The 21,342-nt window shown below is 44.5% G+C and carries 21 protein-coding genes; 15 read left to right on the forward strand and 6 right to left on the reverse strand.

All coding sequences use genetic code 11. The annotated features are described in order from the left end of the window. Window positions 1–12 precede the first annotated feature (12 nt). The 3 genes from P5V12_RS07110 to P5V12_RS07120 all read left to right on the forward strand — a co-directional run bounded on the left by P5V12_RS07110 (window position 13) and on the right by P5V12_RS07120 (window position 3,039). Entirely contained in the window at window positions 13–1,371 is a 1,359-nt protein-coding gene (locus P5V12_RS07110) for a sodium:alanine symporter family protein (protein ID WP_316956655.1), read from the forward strand. A gap of 6 nt (window positions 1,372–1,377) precedes the next feature. Beyond that, window positions 1,378–2,280: a 5'-nucleotidase gene (locus P5V12_RS07115; RefSeq protein WP_316956656.1), complete on the forward strand. Its 903-nt coding sequence runs from the start codon at window positions 1,378–1,380 to the stop codon at window positions 2,278–2,280. A 198-nt stretch (window positions 2,281–2,478) separates the two neighbouring features. Further along, on the forward strand, window positions 2,479–3,039 hold the full coding sequence (locus P5V12_RS07120) for a universal stress protein (RefSeq protein WP_316956657.1): 561 nt from the start codon (window positions 2,479–2,481) through the stop codon (window positions 3,037–3,039). Between the two features lie 29 nt (window positions 3,040–3,068). Here the strand turns inward: P5V12_RS07120 and P5V12_RS07125 are convergent, their stop codons facing one another. Beyond that, window positions 3,069–3,860 carry a sulfite exporter TauE/SafE family protein gene (locus tag P5V12_RS07125; protein ID WP_316956658.1) on the reverse strand — a complete coding sequence of 264 codons (792 nt, stop codon included), beginning with the start codon at window positions 3,858–3,860 and terminating at the stop codon, window positions 3,069–3,071. Window positions 3,861–4,042: 182 nt separating this feature from the next. Here P5V12_RS07125 and cysB point away from each other — a divergent pair, with 182 nt between their 5' ends. Further along, entirely contained in the window at window positions 4,043–5,017 is a 975-nt protein-coding gene (gene cysB, locus P5V12_RS07130; RefSeq protein ID WP_316956659.1) for an HTH-type transcriptional regulator CysB, read from the forward strand. Between the two features lie 57 nt (window positions 5,018–5,074). On the opposite strand, the gene P5V12_RS07135 is transcribed toward cysB, so the two are convergent. Next, window positions 5,075–5,410, reverse strand: coding sequence for a hypothetical protein (locus P5V12_RS07135; RefSeq protein ID WP_316956660.1), 336 nt, complete (start codon window positions 5,408–5,410; stop codon window positions 5,075–5,077). 69 nt (window positions 5,411–5,479) lie between these two features. Further along, window positions 5,480–6,205, reverse strand: a complete 726-nt coding sequence (locus P5V12_RS07140) for a phosphoadenylyl-sulfate reductase (RefSeq protein ID WP_316956661.1) — start codon at window positions 6,203–6,205, stop codon at window positions 5,480–5,482. A gap of 198 nt (window positions 6,206–6,403) precedes the next feature. Between P5V12_RS07140 and thrH the strand changes: the two genes are divergently transcribed. Further along, the gene (thrH, locus tag P5V12_RS07145; protein WP_316956662.1) at window positions 6,404–7,021 is read left to right on the forward strand and encodes a bifunctional phosphoserine phosphatase/homoserine phosphotransferase ThrH; all 618 of its coding nucleotides are present in this window, start codon (window positions 6,404–6,406) and stop codon (window positions 7,019–7,021) included. 21 nt (window positions 7,022–7,042) lie between these two features. Here thrH and P5V12_RS07150 read toward each other — a convergent pair whose 3' ends face one another. After that, window positions 7,043–7,903, reverse strand: coding sequence for a hypothetical protein (locus P5V12_RS07150; RefSeq protein ID WP_316956663.1), 861 nt, complete (start codon window positions 7,901–7,903; stop codon window positions 7,043–7,045). 279 nt (window positions 7,904–8,182) lie between these two features. Between P5V12_RS07150 and traF the strand changes: the two genes are divergently transcribed. From traF to P5V12_RS07165, 3 genes are all read left to right on the forward strand, one after another. After that, window positions 8,183–9,499, forward strand: coding sequence for a conjugal transfer protein TraF (traF, locus tag P5V12_RS07155; protein WP_316956664.1), 1,317 nt, complete (start codon window positions 8,183–8,185; stop codon window positions 9,497–9,499). A gap of 102 nt (window positions 9,500–9,601) precedes the next feature. Further along, the gene (locus tag P5V12_RS07160) at window positions 9,602–10,942 is read left to right on the forward strand and encodes a GGDEF domain-containing protein (protein ID WP_316956665.1); all 1,341 of its coding nucleotides are present in this window, start codon (window positions 9,602–9,604) and stop codon (window positions 10,940–10,942) included. Between the two features lie 85 nt (window positions 10,943–11,027). Next, complete coding sequence (locus tag P5V12_RS07165) at window positions 11,028–12,347, forward strand: GGDEF domain-containing protein (protein ID WP_316956666.1); 1,320 nt, start codon at window positions 11,028–11,030, stop codon at window positions 12,345–12,347. A 118-nt stretch (window positions 12,348–12,465) separates the two neighbouring features. Here P5V12_RS07165 and P5V12_RS07170 read toward each other — a convergent pair whose 3' ends face one another. Beyond that, complete coding sequence (locus tag P5V12_RS07170; RefSeq protein ID WP_316956667.1) at window positions 12,466–13,572, reverse strand: ATP-dependent 6-phosphofructokinase; 1,107 nt, start codon at window positions 13,570–13,572, stop codon at window positions 12,466–12,468. A 404-nt stretch (window positions 13,573–13,976) separates the two neighbouring features. Between P5V12_RS07170 and htpG the strand changes: the two genes are divergently transcribed. From htpG to P5V12_RS07200, 6 genes are all read left to right on the forward strand, one after another. Next, a complete protein-coding gene (gene htpG / locus P5V12_RS07175; RefSeq protein WP_316956668.1) occupies window positions 13,977–15,878 on the forward strand; it encodes a molecular chaperone HtpG in 1,902 nt (633 codons plus the stop codon). Between the two features lie 164 nt (window positions 15,879–16,042). Further along, window positions 16,043–17,062: an NAD(P)H-dependent glycerol-3-phosphate dehydrogenase gene (locus tag P5V12_RS07180; RefSeq protein WP_316956669.1), complete on the forward strand. Its 1,020-nt coding sequence runs from the start codon at window positions 16,043–16,045 to the stop codon at window positions 17,060–17,062. Further along, complete coding sequence (locus P5V12_RS07185) at window positions 17,062–17,406, forward strand: DUF4389 domain-containing protein (RefSeq protein WP_316956670.1); 345 nt, start codon at window positions 17,062–17,064, stop codon at window positions 17,404–17,406. The genes P5V12_RS07180 and P5V12_RS07185 overlap by 1 nt, the downstream gene beginning before the upstream one ends. 22 nt (window positions 17,407–17,428) lie before the next feature. After that, window positions 17,429–17,902 (forward strand): phosphohistidine phosphatase SixA, encoded by a 474-nt coding sequence (gene sixA / locus P5V12_RS07190; RefSeq protein ID WP_316956671.1) that lies wholly within the window; start codon window positions 17,429–17,431, stop codon window positions 17,900–17,902. Beyond that, window positions 17,875–18,771 carry an alpha/beta fold hydrolase gene (locus tag P5V12_RS07195; protein ID WP_316956672.1) on the forward strand — a complete coding sequence of 299 codons (897 nt, stop codon included), beginning with the start codon at window positions 17,875–17,877 and terminating at the stop codon, window positions 18,769–18,771. The genes sixA and P5V12_RS07195 overlap by 28 nt, the downstream gene beginning before the upstream one ends. Continuing rightward, window positions 18,764–19,666, forward strand: coding sequence for a DUF4892 domain-containing protein (locus tag P5V12_RS07200; protein ID WP_316956673.1), 903 nt, complete (start codon window positions 18,764–18,766; stop codon window positions 19,664–19,666). Before P5V12_RS07195 ends, P5V12_RS07200 begins: the two co-directional genes overlap by 8 nt. Before the next feature lie 6 nt (window positions 19,667–19,672). On the opposite strand, the gene folE is transcribed toward P5V12_RS07200, so the two are convergent. Continuing rightward, the gene (folE, locus tag P5V12_RS07205) at window positions 19,673–20,215 is read right to left on the reverse strand and encodes a GTP cyclohydrolase I FolE (RefSeq protein WP_316956674.1); all 543 of its coding nucleotides are present in this window, start codon (window positions 20,213–20,215) and stop codon (window positions 19,673–19,675) included. Window positions 20,216–20,421: 206 nt separating this feature from the next. On the opposite strand from folE, the gene prmB reads away from it, so the two are divergent. Beyond that, window positions 20,422–21,330 (forward strand): 50S ribosomal protein L3 N(5)-glutamine methyltransferase, encoded by a 909-nt coding sequence (prmB, locus tag P5V12_RS07210; protein ID WP_316956675.1) that lies wholly within the window; start codon window positions 20,422–20,424, stop codon window positions 21,328–21,330. Window positions 21,331–21,342 lie beyond the last annotated feature (12 nt).

A 21,342-nucleotide genomic window follows, 5' to 3' on the forward strand; every position in this document is an offset into this window, starting at 1 on the left:
GAAAGAAAAATAATGAGTGAGTTCCATCAAATTCTTAAAATTGTCTCTGATTTCGTATGGGGGCCTGTCACGCTTTGTTTAATTATGGGCGTAGGGTTATTTCTCAGCGTGTGTATTCGGTTTATTTCTGTTCGTCAGATCCCGTATGGGTTTGGTCAGCTTATATCCGGGAGAAGAGCAAAGGGTGATGGGACAATTGCGCCGTTTAACGCGTTAATGCTTTCGCTATCTGCAACAATCGGAACCGGTAATATTGTTGGCGTTGCTACAGCAATAGGGCTAGGTGGTCCTGGGGCGTTGTTTTGGATGTGGTGCAGTGCTTTATTAGGGATGGCAACGAAGTACGCCGAGGCGGTATGTGCTGTTCATTACAGAGAACAGAATGAGAAAGGCGAATATGTGGGGGGACCCATGTATTACATAAAGAATGGCCTGGGCAAGCACTGGTTATGGCTAGGCGGAACCTTTGCACTATTTGGATCATTAGCGGGCTTTGGAATTGGCAATGCTGTTCAGGCAAATTCAGTAGCAGAATCTATGGCTGTTGCGTTTGGTGTAGATGAGAAAATCACTGCGGTGGTTCTGGTTTGTCTCGTGGGGGCAGTATTGCTCGGTGGTGTCAAGCGCATCGCAAATGTGGCTCGGCATTTAGTCCCATTTATGGCATGCAGCTACCTATTGGCAGGCATGGTTGTATTGGTTATGAATATTACAGCTTTACCTGAAGCGATAGTCCTTGTTGTGAAAAGTGCTTTTACACCTGTTGCTGCGACGGGAGGCTTTGCTGGAGCGACGATAATGCTTGCTCTCAGAATGGGGGTTGCAAGAGGCGTTTTCTCGAACGAGGCAGGGCTAGGGAGTGCACCTATTGCGCACGCAGCGGCGGCAACTGATAACCCTGTGAGGCAAGGCACTGTCGCTATGTTAGGCACATTCATCGATACCCTAGTTGTTTGCTCTATCACCGGACTGGTAATTATCGTAACCGGTGTATGGAGTGGAGAGGCACAAGGTGTTGAAATGTCTCAGGCAGCATTTAACTCGGTGCTTCCCCACGGAGATAAAATTGTATCTATGGCTCTGATTGTGTTTGCGTTTACGACCATATTAGGATGGAGCTACTATGGAGAGAAGTGTGCGGGGTATTTGTTAGGTCAGAAAACTTCTTTTCCGTATCGTCTTGCGTGGGTTGCGATGATACCCATTGGGATACTCATCCCTATGAAATCTGTGTGGCTTGCTGCGGATATCTTAAATGGTTTGATGGCGATCCCGAATTTAATCGCATTAGTTTTATTGTCCGGTGTGGTTACTCGTTTAACCAAAGAATATTTCGCTCCTTCCGTACAAAATGAAATTAAACAGGAGTAAGGTTAGATGGCAAAAGGGTTTGGTAAAAAACTGATCATTGCGATTTCTTCTCGTGCGTTATTTGATTTAAGCGATAGTCATCATGTATTTGAAAATGAAGGTTTAGACGCATATTCCAAGTATCAAATAGAAAACGAAGAAGTAGTGTTAAAGCCAGGTGATGCATTTCACATGGTAAAAAAACTGTTGAATATCAATAGCCTTTTAGAGGGTGAACCACGGGTTGAGGTTATTCTGCTTTCCCGTAATAGTGCGGATACGGGGCTACGTGTTTTTAACAGTATTAATCACTATGGTTTGGATATTTCCAGGGCTGCGTTTACCAGTGGTATGAGTCCTTACCGTTATATCGCCCCTTTTAGTGCACACCTTTTTCTGTCAACCGATGCGGATGACGTTCGTCATGCTTTGGAGCATGGTGTTGCCGCAGCAACCTTGTTGGCCTCTAACCCCGATCAAGCGAATCAAGATCAGCTGCGCTTTGCATTTGATGGTGATGCTGTCCTCTTCTCGGATGAGGCTGAAAAAATATACAAAACTCAGGGATTGGATGCCTTTACTGAAAGTGAAACCGCGTCAGCCAAAAAACCATTAAGCGGTGGGCCTTTCAAATCCTTCCTGTCAGCTTTGCACGAGCTTCAGAGCGAGTTTACAGAGAGTGAGTGTCCGATACGCACGGCGCTGGTTACAGCAAGGTCTGCGCCTGCTCATGAGCGGGTGATACGTACACTTCGCGCATGGGATATTCGGATTGACGAGTCACTGTTTCTTGGTGGTCTGCCTAAGGGCGCGTTCCTCAAAGCATACGGTGCTGATGTCTTCTTTGACGATCAGCAGAGTCATTGTGATTCTGCGAGAGATCACGTGGCGACGGGCCACGTACCCCACGGTATTGCAAACAATAAATGAGGTAATGGGACGTATAAAAAAGTCAAAACCTAGACTGATTCAGTATAGGGAAAATGCGACTTTCATCGTGCAGCGTGACACCTGAATGCTAACCTAGTAGTGTGTACTTAAGTTAGTTTGTACTCGCGTTCCAGGCTCTATAGGTCGTCGTTTTCATTTCCTGTTTTACAAAAATACTGACGGCTGTAGCGCTTGTTTATGATGGATTTTGTTTGGCGGGTTATGTTTAAAAAAATTTTATATGCTGCGGACTTGGGCGCCTTTACTTCCCATGCACTCATCCATGTTGAATCGCTGGCGAAATCTTTTGATGCTGAAGTCGTTGTGGTTCATGCGGTGCCGCCTCTTGGTGAGTTTGCTGCTTCCGTCGTGAAAAGCCATTGCTCTGAGTCTGCAAAAAAAGAAGTGTTAGGAACTCTGCGGATCGAAGGACTCTTGGATACGTTGAGTTCAGAGGTTTACGATATTTTGTCAAATAACGCATTTATCGATGGCTCTCTTATCGATCGCGTTTCAGGTGTTTTTGTCGCTCCCGGACACCCTGCCAGCATTATTTTGTATGAAGCTGAACGCTTGGGTGTGGATTTAATCGTTATTGGCAGTCATGGTACAGAGTCGTTGGACGGTCGTTTACTCGGCTCTGTTGCAAGTAAAGTACTCCAGTTAGCGAAAGTGCCGGTGTTTATGATACCGATGATGAATCCTGCCCATGCCTTAGGAATGACGGAAGTTCCCATCCCAACTCGTTTTGGAACTTGATTCTTGCTGCTAGTAAATTCTTGTACTTGCTAGTGACTGCTGCCAAAAAAGCCAAACTTAATGCCGATGATCATCAAAATCACGGCCAGGATTGGTTGAAGGATGGAGTTAGGCACTTTGGCCGCTGCTTTCGAGCCAAAGTGCACCGCAGGCAAAGAACCTATCAGTAGCCCAGCAAGCAGTTGAAAATCGACATTTCCATTCCATAAGTGGCCAAGGCCTGCAATAAGTGTTAATGGTACTGCGTGGGCAATGTCTGTCCCAACGACATGGAGTGCTGGCAGTCTTGGGTAGAGTATAAGCAGTAGAGCCGCACAGAAGGCACCAGCTCCCACTGAAGAGAGTGTGACGCAGGCACCGAGAATAATGCCGGCAAAAAACGTTATGAGGTTGGCGTGCCGGTGAAACCAGTTGATTTTGACTTCGCCGTCAGAAGTTTCACCCTGAATTCGTTTTTTGAAAAAGATAACCAGCGAGGTGGCGATAAGCATGTAGCCCAATGAGGTTGTTAGTGTTGGGCCGTAATCAAAATCCGGCGGGACAAGATGTTTAAGAACATAGCTGGTAATCAGCGAGGCTGGAATACTGCCGGCCAATAGCACAATCACCAGACGCCAGCGAATGGTCCCCAGCTTTTGATGAGTGTGGACTGCGCCCGTTTTAGTGGCCGCGGCATAAAGTAGGTCGGTTCCTATAGCAATCTTTTCAGGAACGCCAGACAAGATTAGCAGGGGGGTCATAAGTGAACCTCCGCCGACACCTGTGAGTCCTACTGCTAAACCGACACCTGCACCGGCAAAAATGTAGAAAATTAGGTCCATTCTTATGCAGAAAAATGCGAAATCGCTGCTAAATTAGAAATTAGGGCTGGCAAATATACGGATATCTAACTATTCTTCAAAAGAATATTTTCTTATATTTTTATAATGAAAAGTCCAAATCCGATTTTTTCGTCTATCATTTGATTGAATAATAATCTTCACTGCCGCTATGCGGAGGGCATATGAAACTGCAGCAGTTGCGCTACATTTGGGAAGTTGCACATCACGAGTTGAACGTATCGGCAACGGCTCAGAGTTTATATACGTCACAACCAGGTATCAGTAAGCAAATTCGTTTGCTGGAAGATGAGCTGGGTGTGGAAATATTTTCTCGAAGTGGAAAACATCTCACTCGAATTACTCCCGCGGGGGAGGCAATACTGCGTACCGCCGGGGAAATACTACGAAAAGTAGAAAGCATTAAGCAGGTTGCTCAGGAGTTTAGTAACGAGAAAAAGGGAAGCCTGTCTATTGCAACTACTCATACTCAGGCTCGTTATGCGTTGCCTCGGGTAATTGGTTCCTTCATTGAAAAATACCCTGATGTTTCGCTGCATATGCATCAAGGGACGCCCATGCAGATATCTGAAATGGCGGCGGATGGCACGGTTGATTTTGCCATTGCGACGGAAGCTCTTGAGCTGTTCAGCGATTTAGTGATGTTGCCTTGCTACCGTTGGAACCGATGTATTTTGGTTCCCAAAGGGCACCCGCTTTGTCAGCTTTCCATGTTGACCCTGGAAGAGGTTGCTAAGCATCCGATTGTCACCTATGTATTTGGTTTTACCGGGCGTTCTAAATTGGATGAAGCCTTTATGGAAAGAGGTTTGGCTCCTAGAGTGGTGTTTACGGCTGCAGATGCGGATGTCATCAAAACCTATGTTCGTTTAGGGTTGGGAATCGGGATCGTTGCTCAAATGGCCTATGATCCTGAGGAAGACAGTGATCTAGTCGCGTTGGACGCAAGCCACCTGTTCCGTGAAAGCATTACCAAAATTGGTTTCCGTCGTGGAACCTTCTTGCGGGGCTTCATGTATGAGTTTATCGAGCAGTTTGCGCCTCACTTGACCAAAGAGCTGGTTAGCGAAGCCTTTAATCGACACTCAAAAGTGGAGCTGGATGAGCTGTTCAATCATATTGAGCTGCCATCGCATTAAGTATTTATAAGGTGGATATAAAAAAGGCCGGTGAATACCGGCCTTTTTTGGTGTTGTTTACAGAAAATCGAGATCCTGATTGTTTTCCATGATTTCCTTTAGTTCATCTTTCTCTGCTGTTTCCTGCTGTAAAACCTCTTTGACAAACTTCATATAAACCGTATACACCTGCGGAGCTTCCCCTTCTTTCTCCACGACGAAGAAGGGTGCTCGATCGACAACCAAGTCTGAAGCAAGTTTAATCCCAGGGCTAAACGGGTCTCGCTCATCTGCTACCAGAACTTCGTCGATCTGGTTGATTTGTCCACTTGATTCAAGCTTCTCCATCACGTCTGCACATTTTTTACAGGGGGAGCCATCTGCGAGAATCTTTTTAACAAAGGTAATCTTCATTTATCCAACCTTAAGTTTTATTAACCTGCCTGGCTGTATTAGTGGAGGCGTATACGGTTTATTCAAGCGTTATTGTTCAATATTCGTGGAATGCAAACCACACTCTTTTTTAGTGGCTTCTTCCCACCACCAGCGGCCTTCGCGTTCGTGTTGACCTGGGCCGATGGGTTTTGTGCAAGGTTCGCAACCAATCGACACAAATCCGCGGTCATGTAAGCTGTTATATGGGACATTGTTGTTACGAATGTATTCCCACACCTGCTGAGACGTCCAGTTAGCAAGGGGATTAAATTTGGTGAAAGTTTCACCTGGTCGGGCAAAAACGAGATCATTCTGTACTACGGGGATTTGGGCACGTGTGCCAGGGCTTTGGTCTTTACGCTGTCCTGTTACCCAGGCGTCCAGCGTCATTAGTTTTTTCTTCAAGGGACCGACCTTGCGAATACTGCAGCATTCTTTGTGCGTGTCTTCGAAGAAGCTGAATAGACCTTTTTCCTTGACCAATTCTTGTACGGCCTGGGTGTTAGGGAAGAGTATATCCAGATCTATATCGTAGTGTTTTCTGACTTTTTCTATGAATTGGTAGGTTTCCGAGTGCAAGCGTCCGGTATCCAGGCAAAAAACCTGCACACCTGGTTTGATTTTACTGGCCATATCAACCAAGACTACGTCTTCAGCACCGCTAAATGAAATTGCCAGGTTGTCAAACTGATCTAGGGCATAGCGCAATATTTCTTGTGGAGAGGATTCTTGTAGTTGTTTGTCTACATCAACAGCGTTAATGGCGGTTGTCATTGTTATTACCTAAGTTTGTTAGTTCGTATGCCCGGTATAAAGGCGGGCGCAAGGATATCAAACCCTTATGAATATGAGAAATAACCGAGTGTAATACTCATATATAAAACCGGCTTCATTTCCATTTGCTATCTTTTGGGCTTCGCTGTAGATTGGCGTCCCAAATATGTTTCTTAACCTAATTGCAAGGAGAATTTTGTGGAAATCGCTTGCCTGGACCTTGAAGGTGTTCTTATTCCAGAAATCTGGATCGCGTTTTCGGAAAAAACCGGTATCGAAGCTTTGAAAGCGACAACTCGTGACATTCCAGATTACGATGAGCTTATGACTATGCGTTTGGCTGAGCTGGATAAAGCTGGTCTTGGGCTGAATGAGATACAGGAGGTAATTTCAACATTAAGTCCACTGGAAGGTGCTGCAGACTTCCTAAACTGGTTAAGAGAACGATTTCAGGTTGTTATTTTGTCGGATACTTTTTACGAGTTTGCTGGTCCGCTTATGGCGCAGCTTGGCTACCCAACTTTGCTATGCCACAAGTTGACTGTAGACAACACGGGTAGGGTAACCGATTACAATCTCCGTCAAGCCAACCCGAAGCGCCAGGCTATCTGTGCATTTAAATCCCTCTACTATCGAACCATTGCAACTGGGGATTCATACAACGATACCACCATGCTGGCTGAGGCTGATGCTGGTATTCTGTTTAGCGCTCCACAGAATGTCATTGACGAGTTCCCACAATTTCCGGCGGTTCATACATACGAAGATCTGAAAAAAGAATTCGTTAAAGCCAGTATTCGTGATTTAACTGTCTAAGAAACACTGAAAGGGGAGTGCCTAGCGGCTCTCCTCTTGATTAAGAACCTGCCAATCTTTGACTAATGGGTGCATGACTCCGACCTGCTCAAAAGCACTCACAATCTTATTTTCCTTTTGCAGTTTGGCCAACCCGGTATTCAAAATCATCTGAATCACTTTTCCATCTGGGTGAATATCACTGACAACCCAGTGACGACTGTCATTAAAAGCTACTGTAACGCCTGGTATCGGTTTCAACGTGATGTTGTCGTACTGAAACGACAGATCTTCCGTCGAACGAAAAGCCAGCAGCATAAAATCTGCTCGTTTTCCGGCCACCATTTTTACCATTGACTGAAAACTTGGCCCATATAAGACAGATTTCAGGTCAAGCTGCGTTAATAGCTCCTTGTCTGGTCCCCATTGTTGATTGGTAACTCCACTGAGCTGTTTTAGCCCCTCTTTTCCGCGAACATTCATCGCTTTGTAGTTACTTGGCAGGGCATAGAGGCCGACCTTGTATTCACCTCTACTGACCAGCGCTTCGCTCTGCCAAAGACCGTAATATTTATTCGCGTCGAGGCTCCATACGGTCGTCCCCAAAATGAGGTTTTTACCCTGACTAATCAGTCTCAGGCTGCGGGAATAGCTATTTGATACACCGTATTTTATCTGTCCCTGAAAACCGCCAAGACGTAGTGCTTGTTGCTGAAGTATCAGCTCCGCGACGTCTCGCCAGATTGCTGTATTAGAAAAGTCGGTTATTTCGGGGACTTTCTTGTCTTTGGTGAACTCTTGAAACGTTGTTAATACATCACTCGGGACAAGAATGGTAATGCTGTTATTGAATGAAAAATTTAAAGGTGCTGCATAAGAGACGGGCGAAATAAATAAAAGCACCGAACTCCAGATAGTGAATGTGAATAATTGAAATAAGTGGCTCACTGACATTGTTATAAAAGTTATTGTGTCATATCTAAGTGGCTATCTAATCTGCTTACACAGGGTATAACCATTTGGCACATATTTCATCATATTTTTTTCTGATTTTTGTAACAGTGAGGAAAGGTTTACGGTAAAGCTGTAAGTGAACAAATAAACAGCATAATCGAGTCTATACTTCGCTCAATAGCAAACTGTTAAAGCAGTCAGAGCAACTATGAATAAAGGTATGTCGAAATGAAGAAGCTTGTTTTCTTGGGGCTATTTACAGCCGCTACCGCAAACGCCGCACCGTTTAATATTTTGGATGTTCGTCAAATGGGGATGGGAGAGACTGGTGTGGCTTCTGCCAAGGCTGGGTCGGCTGCCTTGTACAACCCAGCTTTGCTCAGTACCGATACCGGTGACAAGGTTAGTATCTTGGTACCCAATCTTGCGGTAACGATTTTCGCTGACGAAGATGCTGTTGACGCATACGAAGATATTGACGATGAAAACTATATTGATGCGATAAATGATGCCGTAGAAAGTATCAATGCAAACGCCAACTTCGAAAATGCTGCCGCAGATTTTTCGACCAACGTCCGTGGCCTAAATCGTAATTTAGCGGAAATATCCGGTAAGCCCATCACAGGTGCAGCACAGGGAATGCTATCGGTTGCTTTGCCTAATGAACACTTGGGTTTTTCGTTTTATTACGCTAAGGGCGGGATTGCTGAAGCGACTGCATACGTGAGTGAATGTGACGGCGAACTGCTGGATTTTTATGCGGATTTTGTCGATGGATTAAATGATGCCAGTACACTTCCCAACGAAAGGTTTAATTGTAGCGATGGAGAAACATCTATTGATATTGTGGTCGGCAATGAATTAGTCAGTCCGGAAGACAATCTAACCTCGAATTTCCTGGCGGTTACTTTGGAAACGGATGAGTACGGCATCGCACTTTCCAGAGAATTTAAACTGGGTGGTGTGCCAGTTTCTTTTGGTATTACACCCAAAGTGGTGTCAGTGAAAAATCGTATTGCGAATGTTCTAGTGAGTGATGCATCACAAGACGACTTTGACCTTTCCGATCGGTTAGATGCCAACGAGCGTGACGAGACTGATTTTAATTTAGATTTTGGTGTTGCCGTGCAATTGTTGGCAGATTCTCTCACTGTTGGCATTGTTGGTAAAAATCTTATTTCAAATAGTTATGATTCTGTCGAGGACAATCAGACAAAAGTTACATTTGATATAGAGCCTCAATATCGTGCTGGTGTTGCCTGGAATGGTCCTTTGGGGGTGAGCTTGGCTGCTGACATGGATTTAAAAGAGAACAAGGCTCTGGTAAATGGTGTTGATTCTCAATATCTGAACCTTGGTGCTGAGTGGGATGTTATAAATGCAATTCGTTTGCGCGCAGGTTTTAGAGAAAATTTAAGCGAATCTGATGACAGTGCTTATACCCTTGGGTTCGGTTTTAATATTATTGCTGTTCATTTTGATTTCGCGGCTGCCTTGGGAGATAACAACTCAGGTTTTGCATTTCAGTTTGGTGTAGAGATCTAATTCCTTTTTGAACACGAGCATTCCTGGTAGAGTGCTCGTGTTCGCATCAAAATATAATTTCCTGTGCTAGCATGAATATATGAGTGATTGACTAGCGTAAAAATGGAAATCAGCGACAATAAATTTATAAAATCCATCCCGTTGTTATTATTGTTAACAATACTATTATTAATCCTGCATAATTTTTCATTCAACAAAACTCTGGTTATTGACCCTACCTCTGGCATCTCAATGAAAGTGTTGGATGACAGTGTCTTGGGTGGTGCTTCTCAATCCAAATATTACATAGAAAATGGTAGATACGTCTTGGATTGTACTATCCGTATTTCCAATGCTTGGCCATATTGCGAATTTGATATTGATGTGAGTCAACGGGATGGCAATGGAAAAATATACGGCTTGGATTTAAGTGCTTTTGATAGTGTGAGTTTGTGGATTGGTTACGAAAATAAAAACAACGCAGGTATACGTGTTCATATACGTAATTTTAATTCGGCTTATGCGACAGAAGATAACCCTGATAGCCTGAAATACAATAGCATTGAATGGTTTAAGTCAGATTTTGATTACCCTGTCACTATTCCCATGGATACCTTTCAGGTTGCTTCATGGTGGATCGTAGAGCGTAATATTCCACTTAAACAAATGGCACCGGAATTCAATGATGTTCGTTCCATTGAAATAGTCACAGGTACGGAGATTGCAGAAGGAAGTCACCGTTTATTTCTGGATAAAATCGCTTTTCATGGAAAGTATATCACTCGCGCCCAGTTATATTTTGGGATCTTACTCATTTGGATGGCAGCCGGAGCAAGTTATATTGTTTCTTGGGGGCTGCATTATCGTAATAAAATCAAGCTTTATACTCAACGTGAAAGAGAACTGGAGTCGATCAATCAGTTGCTGAATAACCGAAGTCAGGAGTTACAGGAGAAAATAATTCGGGATCCTCTTACAGGAGTGCTGAATCGTGAAGGTTTGAAGGATCTTTTTTTTAGTTTAGAAGAGTCCAAAAAAACTAAGCTTCCGCGCTGTTGTATCGTGATGTTGGATATTGATCATTTTAAGAAAGTGAACGATGTCTATGGACACAATTTCGGAGATACCATTCTTTGTCAGTTCAGTGCTCTGATTGCGGAGAATATCCGCAGTTCGGATTTTCTAGCTCGTTGGGGGGGAGAAGAGTTTATCCTTGTCTGCCCGTTATCAAAAATAGATTCAATCATTATGTTGGCTGAAAAGCTGCGTAGAATTGTTGAGGAGTATCAATGGCCCAAAGGAATATCGGTGACTTGCAGTTTTGGTGTTGCTCAGCTTGACTATAATGAAAGTTTGGAGGACTTCATTGAAAGGGCAGATAAGGCTTTATATCAGGCCAAGTCCCGAGGTAGAAATCAAGTAGTCGAAGCGCAAAAGTATAGCCTTGATCAAGTGCTTAACTAAAAAACCGCCAAGCCGTCCATACTGCCGATAGTCGGGCATTCCTCTGCTACTCTTACAATAAGATTGACTGATCATGTGATCTGATATGGATTTAGAGAATAAAAAACCTCTTAAAGTTATTATTCTGTTATTGATAGGAACCGCCTTATTACTGGTTCTCCATCGGTATGGCATGAATACCAGCTTTGTCATCGATGGCAATAGTGATATCCAGATTGATCCAGTTGACGATAGGTTATCTGGGGGCGTGAGCCAGTCTTCTCTGACCCGAGAAGGGGAAAAGCTCATTTTGGACTGTGAGCTTAGTCGGGAATACCAATGGCCTTATTGTGAAATCAACATTACCTTTACTGACCTTACTAATGAAGGGGATATAAAAGGAATTAATTTATCCAACTACTCCAAGATAGGCCTTTGGATTAGCTATGAGTCAGAGGCAACCAGCACAATACGTTTTCATTTACGCAATTTTAATCCGAATTATTCAACCCTAAGTGACCCAAATACTATTAAGTACAACACCTTTGAATGGGTAGCGGAAAAGCAGGATTACCCAATATGGGTGCCGCTGAGCAGCTTTCGTGTCGCGAACTGGTGGATTGTTGAAAACAATATTGAAATCGAATACATGGGGAATGAGTTCACCAACGTTCATTCAATTGAGATAGCCACAGGTTCAGCGGCGTCAGCAGGTCACTACCGACTCGTTGTCGAGCGTATAGAATTCCAGGGCAAGTTAATCAAACAGAACCACCTGTATTTATTTATTGTTGTTGTCTGGATGCTTTCCGGGATTATTTATATTCTGTTTTGGATTGTTTCATATAAGAAAGCCCTATCTGCTGCCCGCTACCGGGAAAGAGAGCTGGAAGCAATTAATCGGTTGCTCAATGTGAAAAGTCAGGAGCTGGAAAATAAGATTACACGCGACCCACTTACTGGAGCGCTTAATCGGGAAGGACTGCAAAAGCTGTTTATTGAAGGCGCAATTAAAGCCAATCGTACAGATGGTCTATGTATAGCCTTTATGGACATTGATCACTTTAAGAAAATTAATGATACCTATGGTCATGCAATCGGGGACGATGTCTTGAAGGAATTTTCCCGGGTCGTCAGTGAAAACACACGCAGTACGGAACTGCTCGCACGTTGGGGTGGGGAAGAGTTTATTCTTGCTTGTCCGAACTGTAATTTGTTGGAGATCACGGCTATTGCGGAGAAGTTGAGAAGAATGATCGAAGCCAACGAGTGGCCAGAGGGCATTAGTGTGACTTGCAGTTTTGGTGTGGCTCAGATGGGTGAGGAATCAACGGAAGACTTTATTGAGCGAGCAGATAAAGCTTTGTATTCTGCCAAAGCTCAGGGAAGGAATAGGGTGGTGATTTCAAAAGGTGCCCATTGGTAGAGTGCGGTGTTGGGCGGGTAGTTAAAAGCCTCATCGATATACCATGCGCTTTTTCAGAGAACAATAAAAAAGCCGGGCATTTGCCCGGCTTTTTTGGTGATCATCGTGCAATATGCACTTAGCTCATTTTAACGTCACCATCTTTCAGGTCGCTAAGTGAAACTTTAAGATTAGGGTCACCAAAAGACACGCCCATACTTACAGCACCAACAAGACTCATGTCATCTTTTGGCACAGTGCGGGTGTTGTGAGCAACTTCTTCAAGCAACACACTGGAAAGGTGATTATTAGAAACAGTCACCATTCGTCCGTAACGCTTGGAGGCAACCAAAGAGGCGGCATAAGCACCTACGTTGGTAGCAAAAATTCGGTCAAACGGAGACGGTGCGCCACCACGTTGGATATGACCAAGAATTGTAGTACGTACTTCCTGATCAATACGTTCTTCTAATTGAGTTTGCAGGAATCGGCCTACACCACCCAAACGAATGGGGTCTGGGGCATCGACGCCAACCTTATCTGTCACCATGTGACCGCCTTTCTGGGTTGCCCCTTCAGCGATAACAATCACGGTGTATGATTTTTTCTTCTCGTTATCCTTAATTACCCGAACAACTTCATCCAGGTCATATGGGAATTCAGGAATGAGGATCATGTCTGCAGCGCCGGCAACGCCTGCGTGAAGAGCAATCCAGCCCGCATAACGGCCCATTGTTTCAAGAATCATCACTCGCTTGTGGCTTTTGCCAGTAGTCTGTAAGCGATCGATCGACTCAGCTGCAATGTTCACTGCGGTATCGAAACCGAAAGTTCTGTCTGTACCAGTTAGGTCGTTGTCGATGGTTTTTGGAACGCCAACGAAATTCATGCCTTTCTTGGACATTTCGTAGCACAGCGTCATGGAGCCATCACCGCCCATGGATACAATGCAATCCAGGCCAAGCTCGTTGTAATACTCTGCCACCTGATCTGATACGTCTTTCCCCCCGAAATCAAAGGGGTTTGCACGGTTACTAGTACCGAGAAGTGTACCGCCTTTATCGAGAATGCCATCTATGTCTTCAAGTGAAAGAGGGCGAGTCCTTTTTTCGATCATACCGAGGAAGCCTTCCTCAATACCTATCACTTCTGCACCGTATTGGTGCATAAGACTCTTAGCAACACCTCTGACGGCTGCGTTAAGACCTGAACAGTCACCGCCTCCTGTAAGAATACCAACTCGCATATATAGCCCCTAACAGACTTGAAAGTAAATTTCGGTTTGAATATTAATCGATTTCGATAGATTTTAACGGCCAGTTTCAAGCCGGGCGATAATATGGATCAAATCAGCCGCGAATGGAAGGTCTTTGGCCAAAATTCCTTAGATTTCAGTCAACTATTGTGAAAACTGTTGCTGTTCATCCAGGCTTTGGTATAAGAATCCCTCCCCACGTCTCTGGCGCTCATCCAGCTTGTTTCAATAATAGCCAATTTTTTTGACATTTTATCTTCGTATCCCTGTGAAAAACTTGAAAAAGTTTCTTTAGCCCCAAGTTTGGCTCCTGTATAGGATTAACCCTCGGTATACAGGGGTATCCGAGATGAACATGAATATGAACTAGCCAAAATATCAGGAGTTAGACTGCGATGACTGTCGAGGCAGCAAAAGAAACACGAGGTTTTGAAACCGAAGCCAAACAATTGCTTCAATTGATGATCCATTCGCTTTATTCCAATAAGGAAATCTTCTTACGTGAGTTGGTATCAAATGCTTCTGATGCCGCAGATAAGTTGCGATTTGAAGCGTTGAAAAAGCCGGATTTATATGAAGGTAATACTGATCTTAAAATCCGTGTTGAATTCGATAAGGAAGCAAAAACCATTACCATAAGCGATAACGGTATTGGTATGAGTCGTGAAGAGGTAATAGAAAATCTCGGAACAATAGCGAAATCTGGTACAGCGGCGTTTCTGCAATCCTTATCAGGTGACGAGAAAAAAGATGCGCAGCTTATTGGTCAGTTTGGTGTGGGTTTTTATTCTGCATTTATTGTGGCTGATAAGGTTGAAGTCTTGACCAGACGCGCAGGGAAAAATATTGAAGATGGTGTTCACTGGGAAAGCGCAGGTGAAGCGGAATACTCAATTGAAAACGTAGAGAAAAAAGAACGTGGGACTACGATAATTCTTCATTTGAATAAAGATCAGGAAGAATTTGCAGACGGCTGGCGTTTACGCTCAATTATTAAAAAATACTCAGATCACATATCCATTCCTGTCGTCATGAAAAAAGAGCAGTATGGCGAAGAGGAAAAAGACAAAGAGCCTGAAGATGAAACTATTAACACTGCGACCGCCTTGTGGACACGTTCGCGCAGTGATGTTTCTGATGAAGAGTACAAAGAATTTTATAAGCACATCAGTCATGATTTTAATGAGCCGCTTAAATGGAGTCATAACCGGGTAGAGGGCAAACTTGATTACACCAGTTTGCTTTACCTTCCACAAAAAGCGCCGTTTGATATGTATAACCGTGATGCGGCCAGAGGATTAAAGCTGTATGTTCAACGTACCTTTATTATGGATGATGCTGAACAATTCCTACCGTTGTATCTTCGTTTTATTAAAGGTGTTGTAGACTCCAACGACCTTTCGTTAAACGTATCCCGTGAAATCCTGCAAAAAGATCCGAATATTGACAGCATGCGCACTGCATTAACCAAGCGTGTGCTCGATATGCTGGAGAAAATGGCCAAAAACGATAAGGAAAATTACCAGTCTTTCTGGAAGGAGTTCGGTGAGGTACTAAAAGAAGGTCCAGCTGAAGATTATGCAAACAAAGAAAAAGTTGCCAAGCTCCTGCGTTTTGCTTCTACACTCGATGACAATGAAGAGCAAACGCATTCATTAGACGAATACATTGAGCGAATGAAAGAGGGCCAGGAAAAAATTTATTATGTGGTTGCAGAAAACCACAATACGGCTAAGAACAGCCCTCACTTGGAAGTGTTTCGTAAAAAAGGTATAGAAGTTTTGCTGTTGTCCAATCGTGTAGACGATTGGCTGATGGGGCACCTAATGGAATACGATGGGAAGTCATTCCAGGATGTTGGCAAAGGTGCTTTGGATTTAGGCAAGCTGGACACCGAAGAAGATAAAAAAGAGCAAGAGAAAGTTGAAAAGGAATTTGAAGACTTTATTTCTCGTGTGAAAGAGGTGCTTAAAGATGATGTTGAGACAGTACGTGTTACACATCGTTTGACTGAATCTCCAGCGTGTCTTGTTGTCGGTGAACATGACATGGGTGCACAGATGAAGCGTTTGCTGGAGTCTGCTGGTCAACATGTACCCGAAAGCAAGCCAACCATTGAAATTAACCCGCATCATCCTCTTGTAAAGAAAATGGATACGGAGCAAGATGAAGACAGATTTGGCGATTTGGCCAAGGTGATTTTTGATCAGGCCAGCTTGGCGGAAGGGGGAACCCTTAAAGACCCGGCTTCTTATGTTCACAGACTCAACAAGCTATTACTTGAGTTGAGTCAGTAAACCTGATGCAAGCTTGACTGAACTAAATAGCCGCTAAGACTTCTTGGCGGCTTTTTTGTTATGACGGCTATAGGATTTAATCCAGCATTAAAATGGCGCGTTTAACTGGACAAATAGTTACGTGTTGAATGGCGTTTAAAGCACTAACCTGCGAGTGAATCAATATGCAAGATGTATACACTGTATCCGTTCTTGGGGGAGGCAGTTTTGGTACAGCAATAGCAAATATTATTGCTGCTAATGGACATAAGACATACCTGTGGATGCGTGATCACGATCGTGCAGAGCAGTGCCAACAGACCAGGGAAAACTCAGAGTATTTGCCAGGGTATCAATTGGATTCCCGATTAAACGTAACTGCCGACCTGGAAGAGTGTGTCAGTCACAGTGATATTGTGGTCATTTCTATTCCCAGTGGTTCTTTTCGTGAAGTAACACGGCTTGCTCGACCTTTGATAAAGAAAAATGCCATAGTGGTTAGCACTACGAAAGGTATTGAATCCTCTGGTTTTTATTTGATGAGTCAGATTCTTGAGCAGGAACTGACTGATGTGAAAATTGGCGTATTGAGTGGACCAAATTTCGCTAAAGAGATTATCCAGCATCAATACACTGGTAGCGTGATAGCTAGTGAGCATCAGGACGTTGTCGACATCGTGTCTCGGGTATTCTCTTCTGGTACTTTCCGGGTATACAGCAGCAAAGACCGTTATGGTGTGGAGTTGGGGGGGGCGCTGAAGAATATTTACGCTATTGTTACTGGAATGGCGGTAGCCTTGGGTTGTGGCCATGTAACTATAGCCATGTTGCTTACCCGAAGCCTTGCGGAAATGGGGCGCTTTGCTCGTGAGTTAGGCGCTGATTCACTGACCTTCCTGGGATTGGCTGGTGTAGGAGATTTAATTCTCACCTGTACTTCCAATTTAAGTCGTAACTATCGTGTAGGGTATGCGGTGGGTACAGGTAAAGCATTAGAAGATGCCTTGGCTGAAATTGGGCAGACCGCGGAAGGTGTCAATACGGTTAAACTGGTTAAAGCCAAGGCCGATGAATTAGGTGTATATATGCCTTTAGTGCAAGGCTTATATGCAATACTGTGGGAATCTCAGGATATTAAAGAAGTCGTACAGGGTTTAATGTCTGGTGAACTGAGTAGTGACGTCGATATACAAGGGGGTGTGTGATGGATGAACAGTTAAAATCGAATTTAACTTCAAGCAAGCACTGGTTACGTCTGGTGTATATGGTGTTGTTTTCCATATTCTTGCAAGTTTCTTCGTTAGTGATGTGGGTTCTGGTTGCAGTTCAGTTCCTTTTTGCCTTAATAACCGGTAAAGATAACGTGAACCTGCGACGTTTTGGTGATTCTTTATCGCAATATATCTACCAGGCCTTACGGTTTTTGACCTATAACACAGAAGACAAGCCATTCCCGTTTGCTGACTGGCCAGAATCCTCAGTGGTTGCCGCGCCGGCAGAAGACAAGGTCGTCGAACAGGAAATCATTGAAAAAGGTTCCGAGTCGTAACTTTTGCTCCACGGGTAGCACTATGGAAATATTTGTTATGCGTCACGGGCATGCAGAGCCCGAGGCGCCTTCTGACCGCCTGCGTGCATTATCGGTGCAGGGGGAAAGTGAAGTGGCGCGCAGTCTGTCTCGTCATAAAAGTGAGTTGGAAAAAATTCAACTTGCTGTGGTGAGCCCTTATGTACGGGCTCAGAGTACTTATCAAGTTGCGCGAACTGCGCTTCCTGCTCACGAGTTTGTTGAGTCAGAGTTAGTGGTTCCGTGTGCAGACCCTCAAAAATTGATTGATTACTTGTACGAGATACAACAGAAAGGTGTGGAGTCCGTGTTACTTGTAAGTCACCAGCCTTTGGTTGGTACGCTGGTCGATAGGTTGTGTGGGTTGGAGCCTGGCGCTTATCGTATGGGAACCGCGGCATTGGCGGCGATCGATACTGATGTGGTTGCTGCAAATTGTGGTGAGTTAAGATGGCTACACCAGGCAGAACCAGCATAGACAGCTTGTCTCCTGCCTACGAGGAGCTCGAGTTTGATCTCGGCGACGTTACCCTTCGGGCTCGGCGTTATGGCTCACCAGATGGTATCCCCGTCCTGGCATTACATGGTTGGTTAGACAACTGTGCTTCATTTCATTTTCTTGCCGCTCAATTACCGCAACTGAACCTTGTTGCGCTTGATCTTGCCGGGCATGGCAGGTCAGATCATAGACCTCACATTGGTGCATACAATATTTGGACGGATACCGCCGAGCTTTACCATGTCGTGCAGCAGCTCGGTTGGCGAAAGTTTGCTTTGATTGGGCATTCGCGTGGTGCCATGATTGCCATGATTATGGCTGGTACATTTCCTGAGTTAGTCACACATCTGGTGACCATTGAATGCCTGTTTCCCTGGGTTGAAAAACCTGAAAATGCACCCCAGCAACTCGCGTTGTCCATTGAGGGGGTTCTGGACCAGCTCCATAAAAAACGCCACTACTACACGAGCTTTGAACGTGCCGTCGTGGCAAGGGAAAATGGCTTTTTTAAGTTGAGTGCTGCGGATGCGAAAACCTTAGCAGAGCGGGGTGTGCTCAATGACGGGCAAGGCTTTTACTGGGGAAATGATGCAAAATTATTAGCGCCCTCTGAGTTGCGTTTGACACATGAACAGGTTCATGCCTTTATGCGTAGAATCGAAATTCCGGTGGAACTTTATATCGCAAGCCAGGGGCTAATGGTTCAGGAAGAACCGATGTTAGAGTCTATTCGTAAATATAAAAATGTTGTTATTCATATGCTCGAAGGTGAGCATCATTTACATATGTCGCAACAGTATTTGGCGATGTCGGAGAAAATTGGAAAATATTTTGACTTGTATGAATAAATACCTGCGTTTTATTTCGTTAATTTTTGTAGTTGTCGGAACCCACTCGGTTGCTTCAACCGCTAACCCTTTAGACGTTATTTCTATAGAAGGACGCGTTGTTTACCAAACTCATATTCCTGCGCAGGAATATCGACTTTCTTTGGCGAATCTAAAAAAGATAAATGGCCAGTGGGTGTCTGATAGGGAGGAGGTGATTCATTCCGAAGTTTTTCGGAGAACCATAGAGTTGTCATCGGATTATCAAGTTGCCCTCGAAACGGTGATTGACGACTTGGAAAAACAGGTTAAATCCGAAGATTCTCGGGCACTGTATTCTTGTGATCTGATGGATTGTGGCAGCAGCAACGCATGGGCTAATAATCGATTTAAAGTAAAACAGTTATATGGAATGGATGCTTCCCAGTACTACCGGGTTTGGGAAGTAAAACACAATAAACAATTTTATGTATTGGTTGCGTATGTGGTGCAACGCGGAAATCAGCGTACATATGTTCAGCTCGATACGCTTAAGCCTTTGGATGAAGCGTGGGAACCTCTGGTTGCATCTAGTGAAGAAATCTATCGTACATTAAAAGATCATGGTTATTGGGTTTTCGCACATGCGGAGGTTGCTTCATCAGGTTATAAAGTGTCGGAAGCGTATGCCGAACACACCGTCAAAGCCCTATTGAAGTTATTTGGTAAAAATGTGGCCGTAGTGGGGCACGATTATTCTCCCGTTCGTTTGGATAATCAGATTCAAAGTTCAGAGTCTTACGCAAAAATAGTTGCAGCAGCACTTATAAAAGCAGGAATGCCTGAGTCGCGTATTGAGGTGAGAGGGGTAGGCGGCTTGGCGCCACAGGGGAAACAGGGCAGCGCCAAGGTTGAATTGGTGGTAATAAAAAAATAAGACGGTTTAGCTCTCGATTAACGATAAAAATTCCGCTCGGGTTGCTGGGCTATTTCTAAAGCAACCCAGCATTGCCGACGTTTTCATTGATGAACCTTGTTTCTCCACGCCGCGCATCATCATACATAGATGTTTTGCTTCGATAATAACTGCAACGCCTGCCGCACCTGTGACATTCAAAATAGTTTCCGCCACCTGATGTGTCAGTTGCTCTTGTATCTGCAGGCGACGGGCGTACATGTCTATAATTCGGGCTACTTTCGACAAACCCAAAACCTTGCCTTTAGGGATGTATCCAACATGGGCCTTACCGATAAAAGGCAGCATATGATGCTCACACATCGAGAACAGCTCGATATCTCGCACAATCACCATGTCATTGCAGTCTGAGGGAAACAGCGCGTCATTCACCACATCTTCAATGGTTGAGTTGTAGCCACTAGTGAGAAACTCGTATGCTTTAGCTGCCCTATCCGGGGTGTCCACCAACCCTGGTCGAGCAAGGTCTTCTCCCATTTTTTCGATAATTTGAGCAAACAGTTCTTTCATAGCTATACGTATCCCGAGGTAACCCTGCCCTTGAATGGCAGATATTTTCGTATCTGGCCCTGCTAAATACCTGAAGGCGTTAGGGCTCTTGTGAAAAAGGCGTTAGAATAGCCCGCTTTTCGCTATTTGCCAAAAATAAAGAAGGTTATATTTGCCTGATACGTGTACATATGGTGTTCAAATGACCCTGATGAGTAACAAATTGCATGGATAAGAATGTTGTGGATCAGTTATTGACCGTTCGGGACTGGATTAGATGGGCTTCGAGTGAGTTTACTCGTGCTGGTCTGTTTTTTGGTCACGGAACGGATAATGCGTGGGATGAGGCGATGATGCTGGTGTTAGGGCTTATTAAGCAGCCTTGGGATCGGTGTGATGCTGTTATTGACGCACGTTTAACCGTAGCGGAAAAAGAGTTACTAATTGCAGCCATTCGGGATCGTGTTGAAAAGCGCATACCTGCGGCATATTTGGTGGGTGAAGCACCATTTGCTGGTTTGACATTTCGGGTAACGGAAGATGTCTTGGTTCCCCGGTCGCCAATTGCCGAGCTGATCGTCAATGAATTTCAGCCTTGGTTGGAAGCCTATCCCCAACGTATTTTGGATTTATGTACAGGTAGTGGTTGTATTGGTATTGCTTGTGCGTTTGCTTTTCCCGAAGCGGAGGTGGACCTTTCGGATCTGTCCGTCAAAGCACTCAATGTAGCTCGAAGTAATATTGAGCGATATGAGTTGGCAGACCGTGTTCAAGCTGTTCACTCGGATGTGTTTGCCAGTATCCCACCTAAAAAGTATCAGCTTATTGTGTCCAACCCACCCTATGTAGATGCCGAGGATTTGGCCTCTATGCCCGCAGAGTATCATGCGGAGCCGGCAATGGGGTTAGGTTCTGGGGATGACGGGTTGGATATCACTCGGCAGATCTTGTCCCATGCTGCGGAATATCTCAGTGATGACGGGCTGTTAGTTGTGGAAGTTGGGAACAGTTGGCCGGCCCTGGAGGCGGCTTATCCTGATGTGCCTTTTATGTGGCCAGAATTTGAAAACGGAGGGCACGGCGTGTTTGTGTTAACCTCTGCGCAGATTAAAGAATATTTTAATAGCGCTTCTTAAGCGCATGTAATA

This window comes from Teredinibacter sp. KSP-S5-2 (genome assembly GCF_032773895.1).
In the GTDB taxonomy this organism is placed as follows: Bacteria; Pseudomonadota; Gammaproteobacteria; order Pseudomonadales; family Cellvibrionaceae.